A 26454-nucleotide genomic window follows, 5' to 3' on the forward strand; every position below is an offset into this window, starting at 1 on the left:
GAATGCGCCCATTAGAAAATATAAAAATATTGGATTTATCCCGCGTTTATGCGGCACCAGCAGGAACGATGATTTTGGCGGATTTAGGTGCAGAAGTTATTCGAATTGAGCATCCGAATGGTTCTGATAGTATGCGTGAATGGGGGCCCTTCATAAATGGTGAGAGCACCTATTATATTAGTGCCAACCGTAATAAAAAGTCGATTACTTTAAACTTAAAGGAACACTCGGATAAAGAAGTTCTACTGGATTTAGTAAAAGAATCGGATGTCATTATTGATAATTTTAAAACGGGTGATATGAAAAAGATGGGGCTCAATTATGAGAATCTTAAACAAATTAATCCGCGCATCATTCAATGCTCTGTAACGGGCTTTGGCCAAACGGGACCCCTTGCCAATGAGCCAGGCTTTGATCCAGTTATCCAGGCAATGAGCGGCTTAATGGATGTAACAGGACATCCGGATGGGGAAGCAACGAAAGTAGGAGTGCCAATTGCCGATATTTTAACATCCCATTATGTAGTGATCGGTATTTTATCAGCGTTGCGTATGCGTGATTTAACAGGGAAGGGTCAGTTTATCGATTTAGCGCTGCTCGATGTCCAAATGAGCTCCCTTGCGAATATTTCAAGCGCATATTTAAATACAGGCTTTGAATCTTCCAGACTAGGAAACAAACATAATAATGTAGCGCCATATCAAGTATTTGAGTGCGAAGATGGTCCACTCATGTTTTGTGTAGGGACAGAAGATCAATTTAGAAAGTTTTGCGAGATGGTTAATCGACGTGAGTGGCTTTCGGATGAGCGTTTCAAGACGAATACACTTCGTAAGCAAAATGAACGTGCATTGACAGCATATATTTCTCAGGTCACGTTAACAAAAACTCGGGATGAATGGATTGAGTTATTGCAGCACTACAAAATTCCAGGTGGACGTGTCAATACTGTAGCAGAGGCGTTTCAACAACCTCAAGTTATTGCGCGCAACCTAATAGGGGAAATGGACCATCCGGTATATGGGACTGTAAAATTTGTGAAAAATCCCCTGCAATATTCCGAATTGAACATTTCCTATGATAGTAGCCCGCCGCTTTTAGGTGAGCACACTGAAGAAATCCTGAAAATGAATAAAAACTAAAGTAGTATAAATGGCATCACCAAAGACTATTTGGAATAATTCTTTTGGGATGAAGATATTAATAACTTGCTATTATATACTGGAAACAACTTTATTGTAGAGATTATTGCCATGAGTTAGATGGCGGGAAAGATAATGATGACTTTTAACATAAGCCCTTCTTTTTTCTTCCAATTAATTTTGATACTATTAGGAAAGGGGGGCGTCTGAATGGAGCAAAACAAGTTTGAAAAAATGTATTTAATGCAGACCGTACAAAAAACAATTGTTATACTGCGTGCCTTTACAAAAGAACAACCTAAGCTGTCTTTAACAGAATTAAATAAAAAAACAGGTATCGGATTATCAAGTCTCCAAAGATTTGTAGCTACTTTAGTATATGAAGGATTTCTAATTCGAGATGATCGTACGAAACATTATCAACTTGGCTTATCGTTAATTCACTTAGGGAAGTTAGTGGAGGAAGAATCCAGTATCATTACAATTGCGCAGCCTATACTCCAGCAGCTAAATCAGAAAACAAATGAAAGTATTTCAATGAGTATTATTGATGGCAATGAGCGCCGTTGTATTATGAATATAGAAAGTAATTATGCATTATCAGCACGTAATCATGTTGGAGATACTTCGCCACTATATGCAGGGGCCTCTGCAAAATCAATGCTGGCCTTTTTACCCCAGGAAGAAATCGATGAGTATTTAAATAAGGTGGATTTGCAGCGTGTGACAGAAAATACTATTGTTGATCGTGAACAGTTACTGCAACAGCTACAGCAAGTGCGTGAACAACAATATATTTTTACAAGAGCAGAACGCATTGTTGGGGCCTGTTCCTTCAGTACTGCCATTATCTCAAATGGAAGACCGATTGCATCCATTGCAATTATTATTCCGGAAGCACGCTTTGATGAGGCGCAATTTGACGACTTACGGGATTTGATTCTGCAGGCGAAATTTGATATTGAAAGGCAACTTAATAAGTGAAACAATCCAACCGGGTATGAATCGGTTGGATTGTTTTTATTTTGATAGGGTAAGGAGTGAATAGGGAAATAGAGGAACGAATTTCCCTTATTTCACAAATAAATTAAAAAATAGTGAAAATAAGGGAAGGAATTTCCGTTATTGACCTAAAAAACATGAAATTTCAGGATTTTATTTAAAATAACGGTAAAACGTTCCCTTATTTATCCTAAAATGAGCTACATCATTCAAATAACGGTAATATCTCCCCTTATTTTAGCGTCGGGTACTCGGTAGGGAAGTTACTTTAATAAAAAAATAAGAAAAAGGCACTTTCTATTCGTAACGAACGGAAAGTGCCATATAAAATTAAAATACTAAATGCTTCTCAATATAAGCTTTAACTTCAGCAATCGGCAAATCCGCATGCCTACTGCAAGCTATAATTAAATTTTATAATTAGAATACTAAATGCTTTTCAATATAAGCTTTAACCTCAGCAATTGGCATACGGATTTGTTCCATAGAATCACGGTGACGAACTGTTACTTGGCCGTCTTCTTTTGAGTCGAAATCGTACGTGATACAGAATGGTGTACCGATTTCATCTTGGCGGCGGTAGCGTTTACCGATTGATTGAGACTCGTCGAAGTCAACAGGGAATGCTTTACGTAAGTCAGCCCATACTTCGCCTGCTTCGTCTGATAATTTTTTCGATAATGGTAATACTGCTGCCTTAAATGGTGCTAGTGCAGGGTGGAAACGTAATACGGTACGTTTGTCATCGCCTTCTAACGCTTCTTCATCATAAGCGTCACATAAGAATGCTAATGTTACACGGTCAGCACCTAAAGATGGCTCGATGCAGTATGGTACATAGCGTTCGTTTGTAATTGGATCAATGTACGTGAAATCTTCACCTGAATGCTCCATATGTTGTTTTAAGTCGAAGTCTGTACGGTCAGCGATACCCCATAGCTCGCCCCAGCCGAATGGGAAGCGGAATTCGATATCAGAAGTTGCATTTGAGTAGTGAGACAACTCATCTTCCTCATGGTCACGCATACGCATAGATTCTTCGTTCATGCCTAAGTTTAATAACCAGTTTTTACAGAAGTTTTTCCAGTATTCGTGCCACTCTAAGTCTTCACCTGGCTTACAGAAGAATTCTAATTCCATTTGTTCAAATTCACGTGTACGGAATGTGAAGTTACCTGGTGTGATTTCGTTACGGAAACTTTTACCTACTTGTGCGATACCAAATGGTGTACGTTTACGCATAGAACGTTGAACGTTTTTGAAGTTCACGAAGATCCCTTGTGCTGTTTCAGGACGTAGGAAGATTTCGTTTGTTGAAGATTCAGTTACACCTTGGAACGTTTTGAACATTAAGTTGAATTGGCGGATGTCTGTGAAATCGATTTTGCCGCAATCAGGACAAGCTACTTCAAGCTCTTCCATTTTTGCTTTCATTTGGTCGAATGTCATACCGTCAACGATGATTTCTTCGCCCGTTTTAGCTAAGTTTGCATCCTCGATTAATTTGTCCGCACGGTGACGCGCTTTACAAGATTTACAGTCGATCATTGGGTCGTTGAAGTTACCAACGTGACCAGAAGCAACCCAAGCTTTTGGATTCATTAAAATTGCTGCGTCTAATCCTACGTTGTGTTCAGATTCCTGAACGAATTTTTGCCACCAAGCTTTTTTAACGTTGTTTTTTAATTCCACACCTAATGGACCGTAATCCCAAGTGTTTGCTAAACCACCGTAAATATCAGATCCAGGGAATACGAATCCACGATGTTTTGCTAATGATACAATTGTTTCCATTGATTTTTCTGCCATGAAAAATCCCTCCTAATAAATATTAATGTACGTTGGCGCAGTGTCCGAATTTCTTCGGCACGCGCTGCAAGAAGATAAAAAGCACCCGTCTCCGGGCACAAACTCCATGCCCGGGGACGAGTGCATCAATGATGATATACCCGCGGTTCCACCCCGCTTGTTTTTAAATAAATAAAAACCTCTTTTATAAAATTAGCTCAGGGGTGCCGTTTCTCAATTCAATGTAGGCTTGCACTATCCCTACTCGCTCATGTTAGAATTGATACTTATTATTCCCTTCATCGCTTACATATGAAATTAAATTGTTCGCTCATATTGTAGCATGGGATTGTTTTCTTCGCAATATAGAAGAAAATAGTATATAATAATTGATGAAAAAGTATAACATTATTTGAAGCGGGTGAGTCCAATCGAACTCAATAAACGTCAAGATGCAATCTTGCAAATTGTAAAAGAAAATGGTCCTATTACGGGCGAACATATTGCTGAGCGCCTTGGATTAACACGGGCAACTTTAAGACCGGACTTAGCCATATTAACGATGGCAGGATTTTTAGATGCGCGACCTCGTGTCGGCTATTTTTATGCGGGGAAAAAATCGACGGCTGCCTTTACAGAATCGATGCTAAATTTAAAAGTAAAAGATTTCCAGTCTGTTCCTGTAGTTGTTTCAGAAGAGATGACAATATATGAAGCTATTATACATATGTTCTCTGAAGATGTAGGGACACTGTTTGTAGTGGATAAAAATGAAATGCTGCAAGGTGTATTATCGCGCAAAGACTTGTTACGTTCTAGTATCGGGACACAGGATTTAAATAAAATGCCTGTGCATATAATTATGACGAGAATGCCCAATATCGCTTATTGTCTTAATTCCGATTCATTAGTAAATACAGCTAAAAAGTTAATTGAACGAGAAATTGATTCCGTGCCGGTTGTAGAAGAGACGGAGCAAGGGCTTATTATTACAGGACGATTAACGAAAACGAGTATTACACGTGCATTTATTTCATTAGCTGAAACACATGATTTATAGGTGATTTTATGAAAAAATTAACAATATTTGTAGTATCCGATTCTGTTGGTGAAACAGGAGAAGCAGCTGTTAAAGCAGTTGTTAGCCAATTTCGACCAAACTTCGAAAAAGTAAGAATTCGTAAATTTCCACATATAACGCATATAGATGTACTTGAAAAAATAGTGCAGATTGCCCAAACGAATGAGGCAACAATTGTATTTACGCTAGTAGAAAAGAACATGCGTCTGGTCTTACAAAAAATTGCTTTGGAGTATAAGGTACCTGTTATTGACCTCTTAGGTTCTATGCTCGATTTAATCGAAACTTCTTTTGATGAAAAGCCTTTGCAAAAGCCGGGTTTAGTTCATCAATTGGATGATGATTACTTCAAGAAAATCGAGGCGATTGAATTTGCTGTAAAATATGATGATGGACAAGATCCGCGCGGTATTTTACTGGCTGATATTGTACTAATCGGTGTATCAAGAACTTCAAAAACACCTTTATCCCAATATTTGGCGCATAAAAGATATAAAGTAGCGAATGTCCCACTTGTACCTGAAGTTAAGCCGCCTATAGAATTGATGCAAATTGATCCGAAAAAGTGCTTTGGATTGGTTATTACGCCTGAAAAGTTAAATAACATTCGAAAAGAGCGCTTAATTACGTTAGGTTTAACAGAAGATGCTTTTTATGCACAACAAAAAAGAATTGAAGATGAAATTCGCTATTTTTATAGCATTGTTGATAAAATAGGCTGTCGGGCGATTGATGTAACGAATCGTGCTGTAGAAGAAACAGCCCACAAAATATTAGATATGCTAGAGCTTGAATGTAAATAAACTCTAAAGCCACCTCTAACAACTAGAAGAGGAGGTTTTTTTAGTGGAAGGATATTTTATACTTTTGAAATATTAATATCTATACTTTTGGTCTAGTTAAAACTTTTATAAATCGATAAAATTCGTTGTATTTAGCCTTTTTTCTTGATTTTTTTACGAAATAATATAGCAACAGTAGTCTTTTTGTTTTATAATATTAAAATTGTGGTAAAAATATTAATTATAGAGTAATTACAAATTTGTTTTATAAATTTTGTCGTATTTTAGAGGATTTTTGTAATTTATCTCGAATAGTGTAGATGGTGATAATGTGGCTGGAAAAATACCTGAACATGTGATTGAACAAATTCGCTCTCAGTCGGATATAGTCGATGTTATAAGCGATTATATGCAATTGACGAAAAAAGGGCGCAACTATTTCGGCTTATGTCCGTTTCATGGAGAGCAAACACCTTCATTTTCAGTTTCTACCGACAAACAGATTTTTCATTGTTTTGGCTGTGGCGCTGGAGGAAATGCAATCACTTTTGTTATGGACATCGAACAATTGTCGTTTCCAGATGCACTCATTAAATTAAGTCAGCGTGCAGGGATTCCGCTTGAAATGGAATTATCGACTGAACAGACAATGTCGAATTCGACCGTCTCAAAGAAAGAACAACAAATGAGAGAAGCTCATAATTTTGCAGTAGAGTTTTATCATCATATTTTGATAAACACTGAAGACGGCGAACCTGCATTAAATTATTTACTTGAAAGAGGATTTACACAGGAACAAATCGAAACACATCAAATAGGATGGGCTTTACCGAATTGGGATACGCTTTCTACATTATTGGAACGTAAAGGGTATGACTTAACGGAAATGGCTGAAAGCGGTCTTATTATTCAAAAAGAAAGCGACGGTAGTTATTTTGATCGTTTCCGTGGGCGGATTATGTTTCCTATTCGAGATGAAAATGGAAAGCCAATAGCATTTTCAGGCAGGATTTTAAATACGGATGGCGAAGATGCTAAGTACCTGAATAGTCCCGAAACGCCTATCTTTCATAAAAGTCAAGTGCTTTATAATTTAGATAAGGCACGAGCATCAATTCGAAAAGTAAGACAAGTTATTTTAATGGAAGGCTTTATTGATGTTTTGGCAGCTAATCGTGCAGGCATATTCAATGCAGTTGCAACGATGGGTACGTCGCTAACACCCCAGCATATTACAAAGCTCAAACGCTTAGTTCAGCAAGTTACAGTTTGCTATGATGGTGATAATGCTGGTTTTGAGGCGGCAAAGCGAGCTGCACAAATGCTTCATGAAGAACAGATTAAAGTCGAAGTTGCTGTTATACCGGATAAACTTGACCCAGATGATTATATTCGTACTCATGGTCAAGAGGCATTTAAAAACCAAATAATCGAAAAGCCACAAGCGTATATTGCATTTATGATGATGCATGCTAAACGTGGCAAAAATTTTCAGTTTGAAAATGACACACTTCAATACATTCAGGAAGTACTTGAGACGTTAAAGAATAATACTTCTCCTATTGAAAGAGATTTATACATTCGCCAACTTTCCAATGAGACAAATATTTCTCAAGAGGCGATAAGTACGCAATTGCGAAAAATCGCTGCGGATAATGTGAAAGAAAAAAAACGCGAGCAAAGTACAGTGAATGTGCCGAGTACCCAAATGCAGCGGGATCGCAAAAAAGATGCAACAGATCGTGCTGAAAGTATACTTTTAGCCTATATGTTGCATGATGTAAATATTGTGAACAAAGTGCTTAGAGAAGGAAATAATGAACCGTTCATTCATGAGGAATATTTATCCGTATTTGTTCGTTTAATTGGATTTTACGAAGAATATGAAATGGCTGATTTTCATCGGTTCGTTGAAGTTTTAAATGATAATGATTTACGCAAGATTGTGATGGATGCTGCGTTACTTGAACGTGACCCTGATAATGGAGAAGCGGAAATTAACGATTGTTTAAAACAAATCGAAAAACGTCGATTAGAACTAAAAATAGAAGAATTAAAGCACAAACAAAAAGAAGCAGAAAAGATGCACGAGCATAGACGAGCACTTGAGATTGCCCAACAGATTATCGAATTAAGCAGAAGGATAAAAAAGGGCGTTTAACTCGATTTGTTTTTAGAAGGAGGAAGGTTTATGGCGGACAAGTCAAAACATTCAAAAGATACGGTGGTAAACGGGGTTTCATTAGAGCAAGTAAAAAAGCAACTTTTAGCTAAAGCAAAACAAGTTGGCGAAATGTCAATGAAGGAAATATCTGATACATTAGCATTTTTCGAATTAGAAAATGAAGAAATTTTCAACTTTGCCGATGAAATCGAGAAAAATGATATAACTGTTGAAGGTAAAGAAGAATTTGAGGAAGAAGCACTTTCCAAGCAAGAATCTAGTGAAGAGGCTTTTGATTTAAATGATTTAAGTGTGCCTCCTGGTGTTAAAATTAACGATCCAGTGCGCATGTATTTAAAGGAAATCGGGCGTGTAGATTTACTTTCTGCAGAGGAAGAAATTCGTTTAGCAGAACGAATCGAGCAGGGTGATGAAGAAGCTCGTAAACGTTTGGCGGAAGCGAACCTGCGTCTTGTAGTTTCAATTGCAAAGCGCTATGTTGGACGAGGCATGCTGTTTTTAGACCTTATTCAAGAAGGAAATATGGGACTTATTAAAGCGGTTGAAAAGTTTGATCACCGCAAAGGGTTTAAGTTCTCAACATATGCTACATGGTGGATTCGTCAGGCAATTACACGTGCTATTGCAGACCAAGCACGTACGATTCGTATACCGGTACACATGGTCGAAACGATTAACAAATTAATCCGTGTTCAACGTCAACTTCTTCAAGATCTAGGTCGTGAGCCATCTCCTGAGGAAATTGGAGAAGAAATGGATTTAACACCTGAAAAAGTACGTGAAATTTTGAAAATTGCTCAAGAACCTGTTTCATTGGAAACGCCAATTGGGGAAGAAGATGATTCGCACTTAGGAGACTTCATTGAAGACTCGGAAGCACAATCGCCTTCTGATCATGCAGCGTATGAGCTTTTAAAAGAACAGTTAGAAGATGTACTTGATACATTGACGGACCGTGAAGAGAATGTTTTACGTCTACGTTTCGGTCTGGATGATGGTCGTACTCGTACATTGGAAGAGGTAGGAAAAGTATTTGGCGTTACACGTGAACGTATTCGTCAAATCGAGGCAAAAGCATTGCGTAAACTTCGCCACCCATCTCGTTCAAAACGCTTAAAAGATTTCCTAGAATAGGTTGAATATGGAAAAGATGAAGAAATTTTTTCTTCATCTTTTTTCTTATGTGTATTAGTTAATAAGTATTGTTTTTTATGGTAGATGCCATTACTTTTTGCTGATGTTCTTCCTTGAGGTATTAATTACAATAGTATATATAATTTACATATATGGGGCGAAGTCATGTCGAATCAGAAAAAGCAGATTATTATGAACGAAATTAGCTTTTGGAAACAAAATAAATTGTTGCCAGGGCAGTATTGCGATTTTTTAATGACACTTTATTCAGAAGGCAATAATAGCGATGATGAAATTACAGGTCAGGCCAAAAAAGCGATACATAATGTTGAAAAACGTAAAAAGTTTAATTTAGCTGTATTCTTTCCAATAAGTGCGATTGTTATTTTACTCTTGCTCTTCACTATTCAATTTGAATGGGTAGTCATTGCGGTGGCAGCTGTATTTGCAGTAAGCTGCCTAATCGGAGCGCTCTATTTCGCTAAAAGGAACCATCTATTGGCGGTCATGCTGCAACTGGCTACGGCTTTATCGACTTTAGGTGTTACCTTAAAAATAAGTACCACATATTTTACCGGCAATAATGAGATGCTTTATATTTTTCTGATTATTAACTGTGTATTTTGGTTGGTAAGTGGTGTAATGATGAAAATTATTTATTTTACGATTTCAGGCATTCTCGGTTTACTCGTAATAATTGGTGCTTGGATTTATTTCCTTTAAGCAACAATATATAATTATTAATTTAGGGCTATGTAGAAAGTTATGAACTTTTTATATAGCTTTTTTATTTTACCATTCTACAAAATTCTCTTTAAATTGCGTGTATTTTCTGTAAAAAACAAGATTTTTAGATTACAATAGAAATGTAGCAAATTGAGGGTGAGGGGATGAATGCCATGAATTTTGATTTAACAGCAGAGCAAGGTATGTTACAAAAAATGATACGGGAATTTTCAGATGAAGTAGTGGCATCTGGAGCAATCGAACGTGATAAGAATAAAGCCTTTCCAGTAGAGATTTTCAAGCAGCTTTCTGATATGGGAATTATGGGGTTACCGTTTCCGGAAGAATACGGCGGGGCAGGAGCAGACACGATTAGTTTTGCTATTGTAACAGAAGAATTAAGCCGTACATGTGCATCTACTGGTATTACGTATTCGGCTCATATTTCGTTAGGCGGCGCACCATTACATTTATTCGGTACAGAGAAGCAAAAGGAAAAATATTTGACACCGATTTGTACAGGGGAATCATTTGGCGCGTTCGGATTAACTGAACCTAACGCGGGATCGGATGCTGGGGGTACTGAAACGACGGCATCATTGGAAAATGGTGAATTTGTTATTAACGGGTCAAAAGTTTTTATCACAAATGCAAGTTATGCAAAACATTTGGCATTGACAGCGATTACAGATCGTAATGGTAACAATAAAGAAATCAGTGCAATAATTGTGCCGACTGATGCACAAGGATTCACTATTAAATCAGAGTACGAGAAAATGGGCTTAAATGCATCCAATACGACAGAACTTATTTTGGAAAATGTGCGTGTGCCAGAGGAAAATCTACTAGGTGTAAGAGGGAATGGCTTTAAGCAATTTTTAACGACCCTTGATGGTGGACGTATCGGCATTGCGGCGATGGCAGTAGGGATTGCCCAAGGTGCATTAAATAAAGCAGTTCAGTACGCAAAAGAACGTAAGCAATTTGGCAAGACTTTATCGCAGTTTCAGGCAACGCAGTTTAAATTGGCTGATATGGAGGTAAAAATACAATTAGCCCGAACTTTTGTTTACAAAGCAGCCTGGTTAAAAGACCAAGGACGTCCATTCGGGAAAGAGGCAGCCATTGCAAAATACTATGCTTCTGAAATGGCGATGGAAGTGTGCGATGAGGCGATTCAAATCCATGGTGGCTATGGCTATATGAAAGAATATGAAGTAGAGCGCTATTTACGTGATGCAAAGTTATTGGAAATCGGAGAAGGTACTTCGGAAGTACAGAAAATGGTAATTGCAAGACATATATTGTGATGAAAATGACAAATTGGATAAATTGTTACAAAGCTAGTAAAAGTTGTCCAATAGGTCTTTTAGTTTTCTAGTGAATCAAGTACAATTAGTATTGTTTACTAGGCATTTACCTAGAAAGAAATAGAATATTTAATGAGGGAGGGGAACGCAATGAAAAACAATCCACTTATTCCTTACACGCTTATCATGGCATTCGGTATAGCACTAATTTTCTTCATGTCATTTGAGGGTGCAGCTGATAAAAACAGTGCGGATGGTGATCATGCAGGCGAAACTGCTGAATTAAACGGTGAAGATATCGCTCAAAAGAACTGTATTTCTTGTCACGGTGGAGATTTAACTGGTGGCGGAGGTCCTAGTATTGTTGGCTTAGATGCAGAACATATTAAAGATGTAGCATTAAACGGTACAGAAAGCGGCGCTATGCCAGCAATTCTTAAAAACGAAGCTGAGGCTGAAGCGGTAGCAGAATATATTTCTGGTCTGTAAAGATCATAAAAGTGTAGAAATTAGAGAAATCTATTTTCTGCACTTTTTTGATATGCAAATATTTGTTGGAAAGAGACGTTTTTATAAAAGTTCTATATAATATAGTTAGTTTGTGATATAGAAATGAGGATATTTAATATGAACGCACAAAAACTTTCAAAACGACTAGAAAAGGTTGCTTCATTTGTACCTACAGGGGCAGTTGTAGCTGATATTGGCAGTGACCATGCATACCTACCATGTTATTTAGTGCATAAAGGGATTGCTTCTCGTGCAGTAGCGGGTGAAGTAGTTAAGGGGCCTTATGAATCAGCTGTTAAACAAGTACGGACAGAAGGTTTAACTGATAAAATTACAGTTCGCATGGCCGATGGTTTAGCCGCAGTAGAAGAAGGGGATGAGATAACTGCGGTAACAATTGCAGGAATGGGTGGCCCTTTAATCGTTTCAATTCTAGAAAAGCATCCACAGGCATTAAAAACGGTTACCCGCCTAATTTTACAGCCAAATATCCATGCTAAAGCGATACGGGAATGGGCGCTTGCGAATCAATGGGCAATTCAGGATGAAGTGATTTTGGAAGAGGACGGCAAAGTTTATGAAGTGCTCGTTTTACAGCGCGGTGAAATGAAGCTAACGGAGGCGGAAATTTTACTAGGACCAAAGTTAATGAATGCAAAAACACCTGTTTTTGTAGAAAAATGGTCTCGGGAAATCGCCAATTGGCAACGTGTTCAACAAGCGATTGAGCAAGCCGGTAAAACCCCTGAAAATCAGGCAAAGCATGAAGAATTATCACATTTAATAAAACTAGTACAGGAGGCGATTGCGTGAAGTCAGTAAATGGCAACGAAATTATTCAACTGTTCGAATCATGGTCACCGAAAAAATATGCATGCATGCCTAATGACCCTATTGGCTTAGCTATCGGAACATTAAATAAACCCGTCTCAAAAGTGCTTGTTACTCTAGACGTGACACATGAAATTGTTAATGAAGCGATTGAAAATGGGTGTGAACTTATCATTGCGCATCATCCACCTATTTTTATGAAATTATCCAATTTACGGACAGATAATCCGCAGGGGGCATTATATGAAAAGTGTCTGAAAAACGATATTGCGGTATATGCAGCCCATACAAATTTAGATGTTGCACCGGGTGGGGTAAATGACTTATTAGCAGATGCACTGCAATTGGAAGAGCGCAGGATTTTAGATATTTCCTATGAGGAAAAAATGATGAAGCTTGCTGTTTTTGTTCCTGTTGACGATGCCGATGCTTTACGCGAGGTTTTAGCAAAAGCCGGTGCCGGACGTTTAGGGAATTATGAGGCTTGCAGCTACACATTGGCTGGTAAAGGGCGTTTCCGTGCTGTAGAAGGAGCGGATCCTGCTGTAGGGGAAATAGGAGAACTGCATATCGAGCAGGAAGAGAAAGTTGAAGTCGTATTCCCGCAGTCTATGAAAAACAAAATACTAAAGGCTATGTTAAATAGTCATCCATATGAAGAGCCGGCGTATGATTTGTTTACGATGGATGTGGCGACAAACGAAGAAGGATTGGGACGTATCGGAAAATTAAAAGAACCGATGACGTTACGTGAATTTGCGGAGTTTGTGAAAGTTCAATTAGATGTCCCTTGCCTGCGTGCAGTAGGTCCTCTTGATCAGCCTGTGCAAAAGGTTGCTATCGTCGGTGGTGACGGCAATAAGTACATTCGTACAGCAAAATTTGCAGGTGCCGATGTATTTGTAACAGGAGATATTGGCTTCCATATGGCTCAAAGTGCGGAATTGGATGGCTTAAGCATAATTGACCCTGGTCATCATGTAGAAAAAGTGATGATTAAAGGGGTTGCAGAAAAAATGGCGACATTATGTACTGATAAAAAATTACCTGTCGAATTTCTTCAATCCAAGGTTCATACAGAGCCGTTTAAATTTATTTAGAATGTGATTAGAGATTAAAATAAGCGGAGTATTTCCCCTTATTTTCAGAATTCCGCTCATTTTAAGTGAAATAAAGGAAGTAATTCCGGTTATTTACATGAAATTCTTTAAATTACATGCTTTTTTAATCAATAGGCGTAATATCTCCGCTTATTTTGGTTGTTTTTTCGTTAAATTAATAATTAAGCGGAATTTGTCCGTCTATTTTGCGCACTATAGCAAACCCAAAAATGCCAATATTCTCCTTGAGGGAAATGGCATTTTTTTGCTGGCATAGAAAATTGATTTCCATTCCGGGACGCTTTCCGCGGGCACGGCCTGAGCCTGTAGTCTCAGGCGTCGGTGCTCCTGCGGTTACTCGTCGCAAAATAAATTTTGCTGTTCCCGCAGGAAGCTTTGCTTGTAGCGAAAGGCGTTAGCCGTCAGCTACACTCGCCCTCCATTCCAATCAATTTTTAAAGTATCGTTTTTTTATTAAGGATCTTTTCCTTAATCAATGAAATCTCTACTTCTGTCCCAGCCCCTTTAATTTTGAATTAATTTTTTTCCGGCTGCTGCATTAAATAAGGATACGACACTACTAATCCCAGTAAATAAATGACAACCAAAAAATAGAGAGGAAGCAAGTGGATGAATGCTGTATAACCGATTGCAAAGTGTGTACCTATACCTGCTAAAAAGGCGGGAAGGGCACCGAAAGCATACGTAAACCATAACCAGCGTTCCCCAGCGCGAAATCCCCAAAGTGATAAACATAATACAAGGATACCTACACTAATAAGTGCACTGCCAAACCCAGCACGATCATGTGCAATCACTGGTATTAACATGTCGCTTATAGATTGCAGCATTTCAACAGGCATACATAAAAAGCTAATATCGGTTGAAACAAATACTTTTGTGATACCAATGAATGAAATCACGACTCCGCCGGCCAACAGTAAAAAGCCGAGCATAACGAACAGCAGTTGCCCATAAACACCACGCATCCAAATCCGGTCATTTGTGTCATGCCAAGATTGCGGGCTGCGGTTTGCTGTTTTGCTTTCCCGCCAGCTCAGTGCATAAAGAGGCAGCAAGAGTAGCCAAAAAAGTCCGTGCAGCCAATCAAAATAACCATAGCCTATAAATAATAAAATGCCTAAAAATCCAGTTATTGCTGCACTATGAAAAGTTACTTTGGCCCAGTGCAGCTGACGCCTTATCCCGAAATAGGCAAGCGACATATATAGAATACTTGCAGAAATCATCGTGCCAGCGAGTGACATCCGGTCATGTGCCATAAAGGCTAAAATCTGTGGATTAATGAGATTTAATTGTTGATGCGTTAAACCGATAAAATTTTCATCATAATTTAAAATGACGGTAGTAAGTGCAAAATATTGTGCAATTAAGCCACCGATCAAAATGGCAAGCCCGAATAAAAATGACCAATGCCAGCTCTGTGATGAGCTATGGATCTCTTTTTCATAGAGTAGCCGTTCATGAATCCTTTTTGGTAAGCCAGGACCTGTTTTTACATAACCTTCTGAAAGCATGATTAAGTCCGTACCGTATTCCTTTAAACATAGTGCCTGTGATGGCGACTCTACTCCACCTCTAGTAACGATAGGGTAGTCAGGAAAGGACTTTTTTAATTCCTGTACAGCTTGTTGCAATAATGGGAAAGCATTACTGTGTTCACTGTAATGGTCTTTGGTAGCTGTAATAGGGGCATCGATAACAAAGCCACGCACTATTGCTGGAACTTGCCTAATCGTTTTTGCTGAATCCACTGAAACTATTTGATATAGAGTTGCCCCTATATCCAAATCGAGTTGCGCAATCTGATCTGAATATAGAAAGAATCCCTCTACATATGGGGTAAGCTGTGTTATGCATGTGTACAATTCTTGCTTACTTAAGTTTTCGTCGAAGCGGGCAAACAGTGGTATACGAATATTTTTCGTAATTACTAGTTTTAACACATTTTTTAGCAGTACTTTTTCCTCTGTATGGGAAAATGAGATATGCTGATCGTGCCATTGAGGTGGTAGCTGTACTGCAGGCTTTTTAACTACTATAGGGCCTATTTCAATAAAATTAAAGCCAAGTTCCTGAAAAGCGGTTACCCCAGTAAGTTGGGGGTCCAATTTACTGCTAAGACCTATTGGTGAATTAAAGTGAGTACCGTTTACCTGTTGCTTCAAAAGTGGGTTAGTTCGGTTGTGACCTAAAAATTCGATGAGGTGCTTTCCACCGGGAATGGCAGCAATAGTCCGCATGGAATGATGGATAAATTGCCTACTGTTTTTCGCTTCCATCTTAGATAAAGCTATCTTTTTTAAAGGATGATAGGACCAATCAGGCATTTGAAGTCACCCCATTTTTGTTTTATTTCCAGTTTACCATACGGAAAAGGTATATTTGGAAACTGATTTTATGTAATAGTATAGAGGAAAAAATCGATTATATCGCCGATGAGCAATATAATCGATTTACGTTTTTTTTGGAAGTCCTCATAGATTAGTGAGGCATAATTTTTTCTACTGGCTTTGGTGTTTTGATCTTCGGTAAAATTTTATCCAACGTTACCGAACGTACAATTTCGTGTGTTGCCGGATCGTTTTTATCGAATTTCTCCAAAAATGCAATGACTTCCTTTACGATTGGTGTTGGTGTTGAAGCTCCGGCTGTAACCGCAACTGTTTCAACATTTTCCAACCACTCGATTTGGAGCTCTGAAATATCGGAAATGCGGTAAGACGGGGTACCTGCTATTTCCACTGATACTTGAGTTAAACGGTTAGAGTTGTTTGATTTTGGGTCTCCGACAACGATTAATAAATCAGAAGCCCCGGCTTGGTCAGCTACTGCTTCTTGACGAACTTGTGTCGCTAAACAAATTTCTTTGTGTACTTCTACATGTGGAAATTTCTCTTTTAAACTATCCATTAGGAAAGCTACATCCCATTGGCTCATCGTCGTTTGGTTCGTAACGAGAATTTTTTGGTTTTCAAATGATAGATTATCAATATCTTTCATCGATTGGACTAAGTGAACATGGTCCGGAGCTACACCAATAGCGCCTTCTGGTTCTGGATGTCCTTTTTTACCGATGTAAATAATGTCATAACCTTCTGCTGTTTTTTCGCGAATTAAATCATGTGTAACCGTAACGTCCGGACATGTGGCATCAATTGATACCAATCCTTTACGCTTCGCAATTTCACGTATTTCCGGTGATACCCCATGTGCTGTAAAAATAACCGTCCCTTGTTCTACCTGCTCAATAATATCTTTTCTGTTATCGCCATCAAGCGTAATAATACCATCCTGTTCAAATGCATCTGTTACATGTTTATTGTGGACAATCATACCTAAAATATAGATTGGTCTTGGTAATGACTTGTCAAGTGCAGCATTGCGAGCGATTACCATAGCGTCAACTACGCCATAGCAGTAACCACGCGGATTAATTTTAATTACTTTCATTTTACGTAACTCCTTTCAAAGCCCTGTAAGTTCATTATATAGGACGTATATACTTTATTCAAAGTTCGCTTACTGAATTTGATAACAAATTATGAAGTAGGCTGCTAAAGAAAGAGACTAAGCACGAATCACATGGAGAAACCGTATGAGTTTGCTATAATGAAAGAAATAAATGGAAGTAAAGCGGGGGGAGTGACATGGTGTTTTCTTTTTTTAAACGTAGCAAAACAAAAGAGTTAAAAAATCAGGTTGAGTTTTGCATGACAAATTTATCGCTCGGTGCAGCAGATGTATATGATGTATTGGTCGAAAGAGATGATGTAGAAATTACTGAATTAGGCTGTACATCCAACTGTGAAATATGTGAAGCCAATCTTTTTACTATAGTTAATGGCGATATTATTAAAGCGGAAGATTCTCAGCAATTGCTGGATTTAGTTGAAAGAGAGTTGGAAGAAAACTCTGTCCTATCTTAAGTTCACTTGTTTTAAATAATTTCAATAGGGAAGAAATATTACGGAAATGAAAAAAATATTTTTATTTCAAATTGTTCATTAGAGGAGTGTTTCTTTCATGACAAATGTTGAAAATAAACAAGTTGGTGGCACACCCGCACAAACGTAACCATCCCAGCCTGGTATCGAAAGTGAAATGAATCCCTTGCCAACGCAGCCTTATGATTATATAGGCAGCAATAAGCTAAAAGGGAAAGTAGCGATTATTACAGGTGGCGATTCAGGAATTGGTCGAGCTGTAGCGGTTGCATATGCAAAAGAAGGTGCAAACCTTGTCATAAACTATTTGGAAAAAGAACAATCTGATGCGGAAGATACAAAACGCATTGTTGAAAAAGAAGGTATTAAAGCCATTTTGGTTGAAGGGGACATTGCAGACTATGAAACAAGTAAAAAGCTTGTTCAGTCAGCGATTGATCATTTCGGTCAAATTAATATTGTTGTCAATAATGCAGCGGTTCAATATCCGGTAGATTCATTTTTGGATATTACAGTAGAGCAATGGGACAAAACGTTCCGTACAAATATTGATAGCATGTTTTATTTAAGTAAGGAAGTCCTCCCACATTTGGGACAGGGAGATTCCATTATATGTACGACATCCGTCAATGCATATAGAGGACATTCTATTTTAATCGATTATACAGCGACTAAAGGAGCTATCGTAGGCTTTGTAAGAAGTCTCGCACAAAATGTAGCAGACAAAGGAATTCGAGTTAATATGGTTGCCCCAGGACCTATTTGGACGCCATTAATCCCATCAACCTTTGATGCAAGCCAAGTTGAAGAGTTTGGTACAGATACACCATTGAAACGACCTGGTCAACCGAGTGAGCTGGCGGGATCGTATGTTTTATTGGCATCTCAGGATGGCTCATATATTACAGGACAGTGTATTCATGTAAACGGTGGAAGTATAATGAGTTCTTAAAAAAGAATATATGATGAAATAATAAACTACCCCATATTCGAATTAGAGGTGACTCGTTACTTAATTGACGAATCACCCCTAATTTGTTAAATGTGGGGTAGTTTTTTTGTTGTTATTAGTCAAAGGGTGGCTGAAATATCATTGGTCGGGAAGGTTTTGTTGCTATAGGTTGAACCGGCTCAGGATTTTGTCTTGACCCTCTACCTCTGCCGGACCGTTCTCTCTGCGACCGTTCTCCAGGTGTTGTATCTCCCCTAGGACGTTCTGTTGGCATAGCAACAGTGGATGATTCAAGTGGATCCGGAGAATCTTTGAAACCTCTGTACATACGCCATAAAGCTGGCAAATTTTTAAACATTGGAGCAGCTTGCTGAATATAAGGGGTGAACTTTTGTGCATTACTAAATAAAGAGTTTGCTCCTGCTAAAAAACCTTCTAGCCTAGGTGCACCTGCTGCAACACCAGCAGCACCTGCCGCGGCAGCAGCGCCTGCAGCATCCATAGGTATTTGTGGCGGCATTTGCATTGGCATTTGGTTCATCATTGGTGTCCGCATCATATAAGGTGCATACATTGGAAAACGTGGTGCAACAGGTGCAGCAGGCATTTGATTCATCATACCTTGAGGTGGAAAATAATAGGGTGGGCGCATAATGAACTCCTTTCTTAATGTCCTCATGAAATTGTAATTTCTTTTATGCCTCGGCGTAATTGCTTCCAGATTTTTTTAAGATACTAAAAAAATCTATGACATGCGCCGGGGTCTTTCTTCATTCAGTGGGCGCCTTAGACACCTGCTGAGCCTAACAAAACCAAGCATTCATTAGCCCCTTGAAGATGAGAGTGATTTTTGCTGAATGAAGAAAATTCATCTCAACTGTTTGACGTTGAAACTATTTATAAGTTATGATATGCAGATGGTCACTTAAATGTACGAAACATGGTACAATAGGAAAGATGTAAGGAGGTACGAAACATGTCAAAATATACTGATTATCAATTCAAGCCATTTTTGCAGGACGCCATTGCAAAGCTTGGATTTACAGAACCGACACCAATTCAAAAAGAAATAATTCCACTCGTACTAAAAGGAAAGAGTGCGATTGGACAAGCTCATACAGGTACAGGGAAAACACATAGTTTTTTATTGCCAATTGTTGAGCGTATTGTAGAAGAAAAACAAGAAGTACAGGCCGTAATTACTTCACCAACACGTGAATTAGCCCAACAGATTTTTGATGCATTAAATCAACTTGTTGAAGGAACGGAAATTTCAACGAAGTTATTTATCGGAGGTACGGATAAACAACGTACAATTGACCGCTTAAAAACTCAACCACAAATTGTTGTTGGTACACCAGGACGCATTAGGGATCTAGTGAAAGAAAATGCGCTACTCGTACACACGGCACCAATACTTGTGGTGGATGAAGCAGATTTAGCATTTGATATGGGATTCATTGAAGAAATTGACGGATTTGCTTCCGCAATGCCTGAAAAGCTTGAAATGTTTGTGTTCTCCGCAACCATTCCAGAAAAATTAAAACCATTCCTAAAAAAATATATGGATGCACCTATCCATATTCATATGAATGACAAACGCCCTGTAGCTGAAGGAATTAACTTCCTATTAGTACCTGTGCGTTCTAAGTCACGTAATACCCGCCTGCTTGAAGTTATGAAAGCAATCAATCCATTTTTAGCTGTTATTTTCTGTAACACACGTAAAAATGCAGAGGCTGTAGCGAACTTCTTAGCTGAAGAAGGTATTCGTGCCGGTCAAATTCACGGAGATTTAAGCCCGCGTGATCGTAAAAAAATGATGAAACAAGTTCGTGATTTAGAATTCCAATACATCGTTGCAACAGACTTAGCTGCACGTGGTATCGATATTCAAGGTATTTCACACGTTATTAACTACGAAATCCCGGAAGATTTAGAATTCTTCATTCACCGAGTGGGCCGTACAGCCCGTGCAGGTACAAAAGGGACAGCCATTACTTTGTTCCAGCCTGAAGATGAAGATGCAGTAGTACGCATCGAAAAAATGGGTATTCCATTTGAGCAAAAAGATGTGAAAAATGGTGAATGGACAGACTTAAAAGACCGTCACCAGCGTGCAAATCGTAAGACTGAGCGGAAGCAAGATGAAATCGATGTAAAAGCAAAAGCCCTCGTACGTAAGCCGAAGAAAGTAAAACCAGGCTATAAACGTAATATGAAGTGGGAAATGGAAAAAGTGAAGAAGCGCGAACGCCGTATTAAAGCGCGTCGTAATAATAGAGAACAATAAATAATTTTCGCAAGGGGCTGCTTAGAATGTATTTCTTTGCGGTCTCTTTTGTTTTTTATGGACAGCAAATTTGGAGGGAAGAGTAATGTTATTAGGTTCACATGTTTCAATGAGTGGTAAGAAAATGCTGTTAGGCGCTAGTGAAGAAGCATTAAGCTACGGTGCCAATACATTTATGATTTATACAGGTGCTCCTCAAAATACGCGCCGTAAACCGATTGAAGAGCTTAATATTATGAAGGGCTTACTTCATATGCAGGAAAATAATATTTCGAATATTATTGTGCACGCACCATATATTATTAACTTAGGTAATACGACGAAGCCAGAAACATTTGAGCTAGGCGTAAATTTCTTGCAAGAAGAAATTAAACGAACAGCAGCATTAGAAGCGACGCAAATCGTTTTGCATCCAGGTGCTCATGTTGGTGCAGGTGTCGATGAAGGCATTGCACGAATTGTAGAAGGCTTAAACGAAGTACTGACACAAGACTACCCTGTGCAAATCGCATTGGAAACGATGGCTGGAAAAGGCTCTGAAATCGGTCGTACATTTGAAGAGTTAGCCCGTATTATAGATGGTGTAACGAATAATGAACGTTTATCAATTTGTATGGATACTTGTCATATTCACGACGCAGGTTATGATGTAGTGAATGATTTTGATGGGGTTTTAAATGAATTTGATAAAGTGATTGGTTTAGATCGTTTAAAAGTGATCCATGTTAATGATTCAAAAAATGTGCGCGGTGCAGCAAAAGACCGCCATGAAAATATTGGATTTGGTGAAATTGGCTTTGATGCAATGAAATATATTGTTCATCATCCGCAACTAATGCATTTACCTAAAATATTGGAAACACCATTTGTCGGTATTGATGCAAAAAATAAAAAAGCACCTTATTTACATGAAATTGCAATGCTACGTGATGGGGAATTCCGCCCAGCATTAATTGATCAATTGCGTAATTAATAAGAATAAATGAACATACTTTGCACGAATTTGATGCAAAGTATGTTTTTTTACATTTTTTTATTACATTATTTGCTATAATTAATTAACTGTAAATTTCAAAAATTAAACGGGGGTACTGTTATGAAAAAAGTTATACAACTTATCATTTTATTTGCATTATTCTTTTCATTACCTATTCAAGGTTTCGCCTCGGTCAGCGGTGCCGTTACGTCGAACTTAGGGAAAAGCAATGCAGCGGTGACAATCCGCGATATTGATAGTGGGAAAATCGTTTATTCTCAAAATGGGAATAAGCTTATGCGTCCAGCTTCTAATATGAAATTAATCTCCGGTGGTGCCGCACTATCCATTTTAGGAGAAGATTACCGTTTTACTACAGACTTATTTATTGATGGAAAGGTTGTCAACAAAACGTTGAACGGCAACGTTTACATAAAAGGCAGTGGAGATCCGACTTTGAATAAAGAGGATTTTCAGGAGTTTGCTAAAATATTGAAGCGCAATGGCATACGGACTATTAACGGCCATTTAATAGGTGATGACACAGCCTTTTCTGGCAGTACATTACCGCCAGGAGTCGACAAAACAGATGAGACGTATTACTTCGGTGCACGTACATCAGCTATTACGATGTCTCAAAATGCTGACTTTGATGCAAGTACAATTATTATTACAGCAAAGCCAGGAAAAGTTGGGGCTAAACCAAGCTATTCAGTGGAGCCGAATTTAAGTGGCATGGTAATTACTAATCAGGCGAGAACTGTTAATAAAGGCAGTAAAAATACACTTACGATTAAACGATCCTACAATACGAATCGCATTATTATTTCCGGAAACATTCCACAGGGGAGTAGCAAAAAAGAGTGGGTAACACTGCAGGATCCTTCGCAAAACACGATGCAGGCAATTAAGCTAACATGGCAAAGTGCAGGCATCAAGTTCTCAAAGGATTCAAAAATTCAATTGGGTAAAGTACCACAAAAGGCTAAGTTGCTCTACACAAATGAATCACGTACTTTAGCGTCCATTTTCCCTGCATTTATGAAGCTGAGTAATAATAGTATTGCAGATATCCTCGTAAAAGCGATGGGCAAGGAGCAGCTAGGGGAAGGAAGCACGAAAAAGGGCGTAACGCTATTAAAGAGCTATGCAGAGTCATTGGATATTCCTGTGGATAATTGGCGTATCGTAGATGGTTCAGGGTTGTCCAATTCAAATCTTGTGACGACAAATAGTTTGTCCCAATTATTATTTAAAGTTCAAAAAGAACCTTATTTCAATACGTTTTATCGATCATTGCCAATCGCAGGTAATGATGAACGTTTTGTCGGAGGGACATTGCGTAAGCGTTTAACGAGCGCTAATTTACAAAACCGGATTTATGCGAAGACTGGATATATCCCAAATGTTTATACATTATCAGGCTATATTAAAGGACAAAGTGGCAAAGAGTATATATTCTCGATTTTATTGCATAACACGGCGAACGGAAATGCATATATAGATCGTACAATGACAGCGCTTGTTAAAAATTTGTAGAGGTGTAATGAGATGAAAAAAGTATTAGTAACAGGATTCGAGCCATTCCTGACAAATCCGATTAATCCAACGATGGATATTGTACAGGCACTGAACGGGAAAACTATTGGTCAATATGAAGTAGTTGGGCATGTACTATCTGTTGATTTTCAAAAAGCACCTGAACAATTTTTGAACCTTATTGAAGAAGTACAGCCTACAATCATTGTTTCACTGGGACTTGCAGCAGGTATTTCGAAAATTTCACCGGAACGTGTTGCCATCAATGTAAAGGATGGAGAAAAAGATAATGCAGGTCATGAATTTGAAGATGCATCAATTCGAACAGATGGCGATGTTGCCTATTTTTCAACATTGCCAATACGAAAAATTATCAATCGTTTGAATTCGGCAGGGTATCCAACGGCGATCTCTAATTCAGCAGGAACGTACCTCTGCAATAATATTATGTATGAAGGACTGTATTACGCAGTAAATCATGAGTCGATTCGTGCTGCCGGGTTTATCCATATACCGGCGTCATTTGAATTGGCTATCCAACATGGTAGAATACCCGGCTGGTCTGGACGTGATTTGGAAGCTGCAATAGAGCTTGCATTAGAAGTATGTATAGAAAACGTTTAATTGGAATATATTATTAAATAACTAAGCTTGGAAATTTATAAAGTTCTTAAAAAGGAACTAACTATAAATTCCAAGCTTTTTTACTGGCCACAATAGCCTTTCAGATAAGACTAAAATCCGATTACTTTTCTTAGTTTTTTATATCTTTTGGAGCCGATCAGCTGCTCTATTTCCTCGCGTACATTTTGTGGTATCCCGTAAATGCCCCAAGTAATGGAAGCATTACTTAAAATTTTGCGCAGCTTTTTAATTTCTTCAATAGAAAATTCAAGCTCCTGTTGTTTGGCAAACTTCTGTAACTGTTTATCATTCATTCCTTTAAGATTTTCAAACCATTGTAACATTTGAATAGTCATCATCCTTTCAAGTTTATTTCCTTTACATGAACCAAAAAGTCTATTATACTAACATGATGTAAATCGTAATGATTTTGAATTAGAAAGAAGCGAACGATATGAAAAAAATACTAATTGAATTGAAGGATGTTTCATTTCAATATGAATACACACAAGCTTTGAAAAATATTTCTTTACGCGTTCATGAGGGCGACTTTTTGGCGTTAATGGGGCAAAATGGCTCTGGAAAATCGACACTTTTAAAATTAATTTTAGGTCTATTGAAGCCAATGTCTGGAGAAATTAAATTATTTGGCGAACAAGCCAATCATTTTAAGCACCGTGAATGGATTGGCTATGTGTCGCAAAAGTCCAATGCCTTTAATTCCGGTTTCCCTGCAACAGTTGAAGAAGTTGTAAAAAGCGGTTTGGTACAAAAGGTTGGGTTATTTAAACGATATCCAAAAGATGCTGACATTTTAGTGAAGGGTGCTTTAAAGGATGTCGGTATGGAAAAATATTTGAAGCGTAATATTGGGCAGCTTTCTGGTGGCCAACAGCAACGCGTATTTATCGCACGTGCTTTAGTGTCAGACCCTAAGCTCCTTATTTTAGACGAACCTACAGTAGGAATTGACCGCGAAAATGTGCAGGCATTCTATGATATGCTTGCACACTTGAATAAGCATCACAATATGACGATGATTTTAGTTACGCATGATGTTGATACGGTTTCGGATCGTGTCAGTCATGTAGCATGCCTAAATCAATCGATCCATTTCCACGGATATAAAAATGATTTTGATACGATTTCGGAAGAACAGATCGCTAGCTGGAACGGTCACTCTGTTCGAAAGATTCATTAAGGAGTAGACCGCCGTTATGATAGAAGCAATATTAAACTATGAATTTTTACAAAATGCCTTTTTCTCGGGATTGATTATTGGCGTGATTGCACCGCTTCTAGGGGTGTTTATCGTTGTTCGTCGATTGTCGTTAATAGCAGATGCTTTATCGCATGTAACACTTGCCGGTATCGCTGGAAGTCTTTACTTAAGTCAGTCATTCGCAGGACTGGCATTGCTAAACCCTATTTATCTAGGTATTGTGGCATCTGTAAGTGGCTCGATTTTAATTGAGCGTTTACGTCGACTGTATAAACATTATGAAGAACTTGCGATTCCGATTATTATGTCAGGTGGTATCGGAATTAGCGCGATATTTATTTCGTTGGCAAGTGGCTTTAATACCGATCTGATGAGCTATTTATTCGGCTCAGTTTCCGCTGTATCGCGGCAGGATTTGTATGTTGTGATGGCGATTGCGGTCGTTGTCGTATTATTTTTAGTTCTGTTTTTTAAAGAACTCTTTGTTTTATCGTTTGATGAAGAATACGCTAAAGCGAGTGGCTTACCTGCAAAGTGGATTCATCTGCTGTTTATGGTAGTGGTTGCATTAGTCATTGCCGCAAGTATGCGAATCGTAGGGATTTTACTTGTATCAAGCTTGATGACATTACCGGTAGCCGCTGCGATGCGGTTGGCGCGTGGATTTAAAGAAGCCATTATTTTAGCAATTGTATTTGGAGAGCTGGCAGTAATTATTGGATTGATTTCTGCATTTTACTTAAACTTAGCACCTGGTGGAACAATTGTTGTCACATCGATCATTATTTTATTGCTAGTTATATTTATCAAAAAAATTGTGCTAAAAGTATCGATTAAATCGAAAGGGGAAGAAGTACTATGAATGCAACTCGCGCGTGGGAAATATTAAAGGAAAACGGCTATAAAAAGACCGATAAACGAGAATTGATTTTGGATATGTTTGCAGCTACTGATAAATATTTGACTGCCCGTGATTTGCTGTCAGTATTGAAAAAGGATTTCCCTGGGATGAGCTTCGATACGATCTATCGCAACTTAGCGACTTTTGTCGAGCTTGATATTTTGGAAGAAACGGAATTAAACGGTGAGCGTAATTTCCGCATGCACTGCGAGTCAGACCACCATCACCATCATTTTATTTGCCGTGATTGTGGTAAAGTAAAAGAGCTATCCGTCTGCCCAATGGAAATGCTTGGTGAAAAGTTGCCGGGGTATGCTGTAGAAGCACATAAATTTGAGATTTACGGCAAATGTCCTGAATGTTTATAAAATGTAGTTTGCATAAAATT

At 38.3% G+C, this 26454-nt stretch carries 25 protein-coding genes; 20 read left to right on the forward strand and 5 right to left on the reverse strand.

Going from position 1 to position 26454, the window contains the following annotated elements:
• The first annotated feature begins 2 nt into the window (after positions 1 to 2).
• Together SNE38_RS10270 and SNE38_RS10275 are read left to right on the forward strand one after the other, a co-directional pair.
• Positions 3 to 1142, forward strand: a complete 1140-nt coding sequence (locus tag SNE38_RS10270) for a CaiB/BaiF CoA transferase family protein (protein WP_191702490.1) — start codon at positions 3 to 5, stop codon at positions 1140 to 1142.
• A 210-nt stretch (positions 1143 to 1352) separates the two neighbouring features.
• Positions 1353 to 2126, forward strand: coding sequence for an IclR family transcriptional regulator (locus tag SNE38_RS10275; RefSeq protein ID WP_191702491.1), 774 nt, complete (start codon positions 1353 to 1355; stop codon positions 2124 to 2126).
• Between the two features lie 438 nt (positions 2127 to 2564).
• Here the strand turns inward: SNE38_RS10275 and SNE38_RS10280 are convergent, their stop codons facing one another.
• Complete coding sequence (locus SNE38_RS10280) at positions 2565 to 3953, reverse strand: glycine--tRNA ligase (protein ID WP_191702492.1); 1389 nt, start codon at positions 3951 to 3953, stop codon at positions 2565 to 2567.
• A gap of 400 nt (positions 3954 to 4353) precedes the next feature.
• On the opposite strand from SNE38_RS10280, the gene SNE38_RS10285 reads away from it, so the two are divergent.
• The 9 genes from SNE38_RS10285 to SNE38_RS10325 all read left to right on the forward strand — a co-directional run bounded on the left by SNE38_RS10285 (position 4354) and on the right by SNE38_RS10325 (position 13591).
• Entirely contained in the window at positions 4354 to 4992 is a 639-nt protein-coding gene (locus tag SNE38_RS10285) for a helix-turn-helix transcriptional regulator (protein WP_191702493.1), read from the forward strand.
• 8 nt (positions 4993 to 5000) lie between these two features.
• Positions 5001 to 5816 (forward strand): pyruvate, water dikinase regulatory protein, encoded by an 816-nt coding sequence (locus SNE38_RS10290; RefSeq protein WP_191702494.1) that lies wholly within the window; start codon positions 5001 to 5003, stop codon positions 5814 to 5816.
• Positions 5817 to 6126: 310 nt separating this feature from the next.
• On the forward strand, positions 6127 to 7956 hold the full coding sequence (gene dnaG, locus SNE38_RS10295) for a DNA primase (protein WP_191702495.1): 1830 nt from the start codon (positions 6127 to 6129) through the stop codon (positions 7954 to 7956).
• A gap of 30 nt (positions 7957 to 7986) precedes the next feature.
• The gene (rpoD, locus tag SNE38_RS10300; RefSeq protein WP_191702496.1) at positions 7987 to 9114 is read left to right on the forward strand and encodes an RNA polymerase sigma factor RpoD; all 1128 of its coding nucleotides are present in this window, start codon (positions 7987 to 7989) and stop codon (positions 9112 to 9114) included.
• A 165-nt stretch (positions 9115 to 9279) separates the two neighbouring features.
• Complete coding sequence (locus SNE38_RS10305; RefSeq protein WP_191702497.1) at positions 9280 to 9837, forward strand: hypothetical protein; 558 nt, start codon at positions 9280 to 9282, stop codon at positions 9835 to 9837.
• A 176-nt stretch (positions 9838 to 10013) separates the two neighbouring features.
• Positions 10014 to 11150, forward strand: coding sequence for an acyl-CoA dehydrogenase family protein (locus SNE38_RS10310; RefSeq protein ID WP_191702498.1), 1137 nt, complete (start codon positions 10014 to 10016; stop codon positions 11148 to 11150).
• Positions 11151 to 11300: 150 nt separating this feature from the next.
• Positions 11301 to 11639: a c-type cytochrome gene (locus SNE38_RS10315; protein WP_191702499.1), complete on the forward strand. Its 339-nt coding sequence runs from the start codon at positions 11301 to 11303 to the stop codon at positions 11637 to 11639.
• A gap of 138 nt (positions 11640 to 11777) precedes the next feature.
• The gene (locus SNE38_RS10320) at positions 11778 to 12473 is read left to right on the forward strand and encodes a tRNA (adenine(22)-N(1))-methyltransferase (RefSeq protein ID WP_191702500.1); all 696 of its coding nucleotides are present in this window, start codon (positions 11778 to 11780) and stop codon (positions 12471 to 12473) included.
• Positions 12470 to 13591: a Nif3-like dinuclear metal center hexameric protein gene (locus SNE38_RS10325; RefSeq protein ID WP_191702501.1), complete on the forward strand. Its 1122-nt coding sequence runs from the start codon at positions 12470 to 12472 to the stop codon at positions 13589 to 13591. Before SNE38_RS10320 ends, SNE38_RS10325 begins: the two co-directional genes overlap by 4 nt.
• A 536-nt stretch (positions 13592 to 14127) precedes the next feature.
• Here the strand turns inward: SNE38_RS10325 and SNE38_RS10330 are convergent.
• Positions 14128 to 15942 (reverse strand): beta/alpha barrel domain-containing protein, encoded by a 1815-nt coding sequence (locus SNE38_RS10330; RefSeq protein ID WP_336046448.1) that lies wholly within the window; start codon positions 15940 to 15942, stop codon positions 14128 to 14130.
• 154 nt (positions 15943 to 16096) lie between these two features.
• The gene (locus SNE38_RS10335; protein WP_191702503.1) at positions 16097 to 17065 is read right to left on the reverse strand and encodes a 4-hydroxy-3-methylbut-2-enyl diphosphate reductase; all 969 of its coding nucleotides are present in this window, start codon (positions 17063 to 17065) and stop codon (positions 16097 to 16099) included.
• A 197-nt stretch (positions 17066 to 17262) separates the two neighbouring features.
• On the opposite strand from SNE38_RS10335, the gene SNE38_RS10340 reads away from it, so the two are divergent.
• A complete protein-coding gene (locus tag SNE38_RS10340; RefSeq protein WP_336046450.1) occupies positions 17263 to 17541 on the forward strand; it encodes a DUF1450 domain-containing protein in 279 nt (92 codons plus the stop codon).
• A gap of 163 nt (positions 17542 to 17704) precedes the next feature.
• A complete protein-coding gene (locus tag SNE38_RS10345; RefSeq protein ID WP_336046492.1) occupies positions 17705 to 18511 on the forward strand; it encodes an SDR family oxidoreductase in 807 nt (268 codons plus the stop codon).
• 115 nt (positions 18512 to 18626) lie between these two features.
• On the opposite strand, the gene vrrA is transcribed toward SNE38_RS10345, so the two are convergent.
• Positions 18627 to 19190, reverse strand: a complete 564-nt coding sequence (gene vrrA, locus SNE38_RS10350; protein WP_336046451.1) for a VrrA/YqfQ family protein — start codon at positions 19188 to 19190, stop codon at positions 18627 to 18629.
• 297 nt (positions 19191 to 19487) lie between these two features.
• Between vrrA and SNE38_RS10355 the strand changes: the two genes are divergently transcribed.
• The 4 genes from SNE38_RS10355 to SNE38_RS10370 all read left to right on the forward strand — a co-directional run bounded on the left by SNE38_RS10355 (position 19488) and on the right by SNE38_RS10370 (position 23943).
• Positions 19488 to 20804: a DEAD/DEAH box helicase gene (locus SNE38_RS10355; RefSeq protein ID WP_191702506.1), complete on the forward strand. Its 1317-nt coding sequence runs from the start codon at positions 19488 to 19490 to the stop codon at positions 20802 to 20804.
• A gap of 85 nt (positions 20805 to 20889) precedes the next feature.
• Complete coding sequence (locus tag SNE38_RS10360) at positions 20890 to 21777, forward strand: deoxyribonuclease IV (RefSeq protein ID WP_191702507.1); 888 nt, start codon at positions 20890 to 20892, stop codon at positions 21775 to 21777.
• A gap of 123 nt (positions 21778 to 21900) precedes the next feature.
• Positions 21901 to 23319 (forward strand): D-alanyl-D-alanine carboxypeptidase/D-alanyl-D-alanine endopeptidase, encoded by a 1419-nt coding sequence (dacB, locus tag SNE38_RS10365; RefSeq protein WP_191702508.1) that lies wholly within the window; start codon positions 21901 to 21903, stop codon positions 23317 to 23319.
• Between the two features lie 12 nt (positions 23320 to 23331).
• Positions 23332 to 23943: a pyroglutamyl-peptidase I gene (locus SNE38_RS10370; protein ID WP_191702509.1), complete on the forward strand. Its 612-nt coding sequence runs from the start codon at positions 23332 to 23334 to the stop codon at positions 23941 to 23943.
• A gap of 110 nt (positions 23944 to 24053) precedes the next feature.
• Here SNE38_RS10370 and SNE38_RS10375 read toward each other — a convergent pair whose 3' ends face one another.
• On the reverse strand, positions 24054 to 24299 hold the full coding sequence (locus tag SNE38_RS10375) for an isopropylmalate synthase (protein WP_336046453.1): 246 nt from the start codon (positions 24297 to 24299) through the stop codon (positions 24054 to 24056).
• Between the two features lie 98 nt (positions 24300 to 24397).
• Between SNE38_RS10375 and SNE38_RS10380 the strand changes: the two genes are divergently transcribed.
• From SNE38_RS10380 to SNE38_RS10390, 3 genes are read left to right on the forward strand one after another with little or no spacing between them, the layout of a single operon-like run.
• Positions 24398 to 25144 (forward strand): metal ABC transporter ATP-binding protein, encoded by a 747-nt coding sequence (locus SNE38_RS10380; protein ID WP_191702511.1) that lies wholly within the window; start codon positions 24398 to 24400, stop codon positions 25142 to 25144.
• Between the two features lie 16 nt (positions 25145 to 25160).
• Positions 25161 to 26027: a metal ABC transporter permease gene (locus tag SNE38_RS10385; protein ID WP_191702512.1), complete on the forward strand. Its 867-nt coding sequence runs from the start codon at positions 25161 to 25163 to the stop codon at positions 26025 to 26027.
• A complete protein-coding gene (locus tag SNE38_RS10390) occupies positions 26024 to 26434 on the forward strand; it encodes a Fur family transcriptional regulator (protein WP_191702513.1) in 411 nt (136 codons plus the stop codon). Before SNE38_RS10385 ends, SNE38_RS10390 begins: the two co-directional genes overlap by 4 nt.
• The last annotated feature ends 20 nt before the right edge of the window (positions 26435 to 26454 follow it).

This window comes from Solibacillus ferritrahens (assembly GCF_037027585.1).
In the GTDB taxonomy this organism is placed as follows: domain Bacteria; phylum Bacillota; class Bacilli; order Bacillales_A; family Planococcaceae; genus Solibacillus; species Solibacillus ferritrahens.

What these genes read in the sequence shown, in the direction of transcription:
- SNE38_RS10280 (WP_191702492.1), bottom strand. Translation starts at nt 3,953, where the DNA reads ATGGCAGAAAAATCAATGGAAACAATTGTATCATTAGCAAAACATCGT.
- SNE38_RS10380 (WP_191702511.1), top strand. Translation starts at nt 24,398, where the DNA reads ATGAAAAAAATACTAATTGAATTGAAGGATGTTTCATTTCAATATGAA.
- SNE38_RS10290 (WP_191702494.1), top strand. Translation starts at nt 5,001, where the DNA reads ATGAAAAAATTAACAATATTTGTAGTATCCGATTCTGTTGGTGAAACA.
- SNE38_RS10340 (WP_336046450.1), top strand. Translation starts at nt 17,263, where the DNA reads ATGGTGTTTTCTTTTTTTAAACGTAGCAAAACAAAAGAGTTAAAAAAT.
- SNE38_RS10315 (WP_191702499.1), top strand. Translation starts at nt 11,301, where the DNA reads ATGAAAAACAATCCACTTATTCCTTACACGCTTATCATGGCATTCGGT.
- SNE38_RS10375 (WP_336046453.1), bottom strand. Translation starts at nt 24,299, where the DNA reads ATGACTATTCAAATGTTACAATGGTTTGAAAATCTTAAAGGAATGAAT.
- SNE38_RS10390 (WP_191702513.1), top strand. Translation starts at nt 26,024, where the DNA reads ATGAATGCAACTCGCGCGTGGGAAATATTAAAGGAAAACGGCTATAAA.
- SNE38_RS10360 (WP_191702507.1), top strand. Translation starts at nt 20,890, where the DNA reads ATGTTATTAGGTTCACATGTTTCAATGAGTGGTAAGAAAATGCTGTTA.
- SNE38_RS10320 (WP_191702500.1), top strand. Translation starts at nt 11,778, where the DNA reads ATGAACGCACAAAAACTTTCAAAACGACTAGAAAAGGTTGCTTCATTT.
- rpoD (WP_191702496.1), top strand. Translation starts at nt 7,987, where the DNA reads ATGGCGGACAAGTCAAAACATTCAAAAGATACGGTGGTAAACGGGGTT.
- SNE38_RS10270 (WP_191702490.1), top strand. Translation starts at nt 3, where the DNA reads ATGCGCCCATTAGAAAATATAAAAATATTGGATTTATCCCGCGTTTAT.
- dacB (WP_191702508.1), top strand. Translation starts at nt 21,901, where the DNA reads ATGAAAAAAGTTATACAACTTATCATTTTATTTGCATTATTCTTTTCA.
- SNE38_RS10370 (WP_191702509.1), top strand. Translation starts at nt 23,332, where the DNA reads ATGAAAAAAGTATTAGTAACAGGATTCGAGCCATTCCTGACAAATCCG.
- vrrA (WP_336046451.1), bottom strand. Translation starts at nt 19,190, where the DNA reads ATGAGGACATTAAGAAAGGAGTTCATTATGCGCCCACCCTATTATTTT.
- SNE38_RS10305 (WP_191702497.1), top strand. Translation starts at nt 9,280, where the DNA reads ATGTCGAATCAGAAAAAGCAGATTATTATGAACGAAATTAGCTTTTGG.
- SNE38_RS10385 (WP_191702512.1), top strand. Translation starts at nt 25,161, where the DNA reads ATGATAGAAGCAATATTAAACTATGAATTTTTACAAAATGCCTTTTTC.
- SNE38_RS10355 (WP_191702506.1), top strand. Translation starts at nt 19,488, where the DNA reads ATGTCAAAATATACTGATTATCAATTCAAGCCATTTTTGCAGGACGCC.
- SNE38_RS10275 (WP_191702491.1), top strand. Translation starts at nt 1,353, where the DNA reads ATGGAGCAAAACAAGTTTGAAAAAATGTATTTAATGCAGACCGTACAA.
- SNE38_RS10310 (WP_191702498.1), top strand. Translation starts at nt 10,014, where the DNA reads ATGAATTTTGATTTAACAGCAGAGCAAGGTATGTTACAAAAAATGATA.
- SNE38_RS10335 (WP_191702503.1), bottom strand. Translation starts at nt 17,065, where the DNA reads ATGAAAGTAATTAAAATTAATCCGCGTGGTTACTGCTATGGCGTAGTT.
- SNE38_RS10330 (WP_336046448.1), bottom strand. Translation starts at nt 15,942, where the DNA reads ATGCCTGATTGGTCCTATCATCCTTTAAAAAAGATAGCTTTATCTAAG.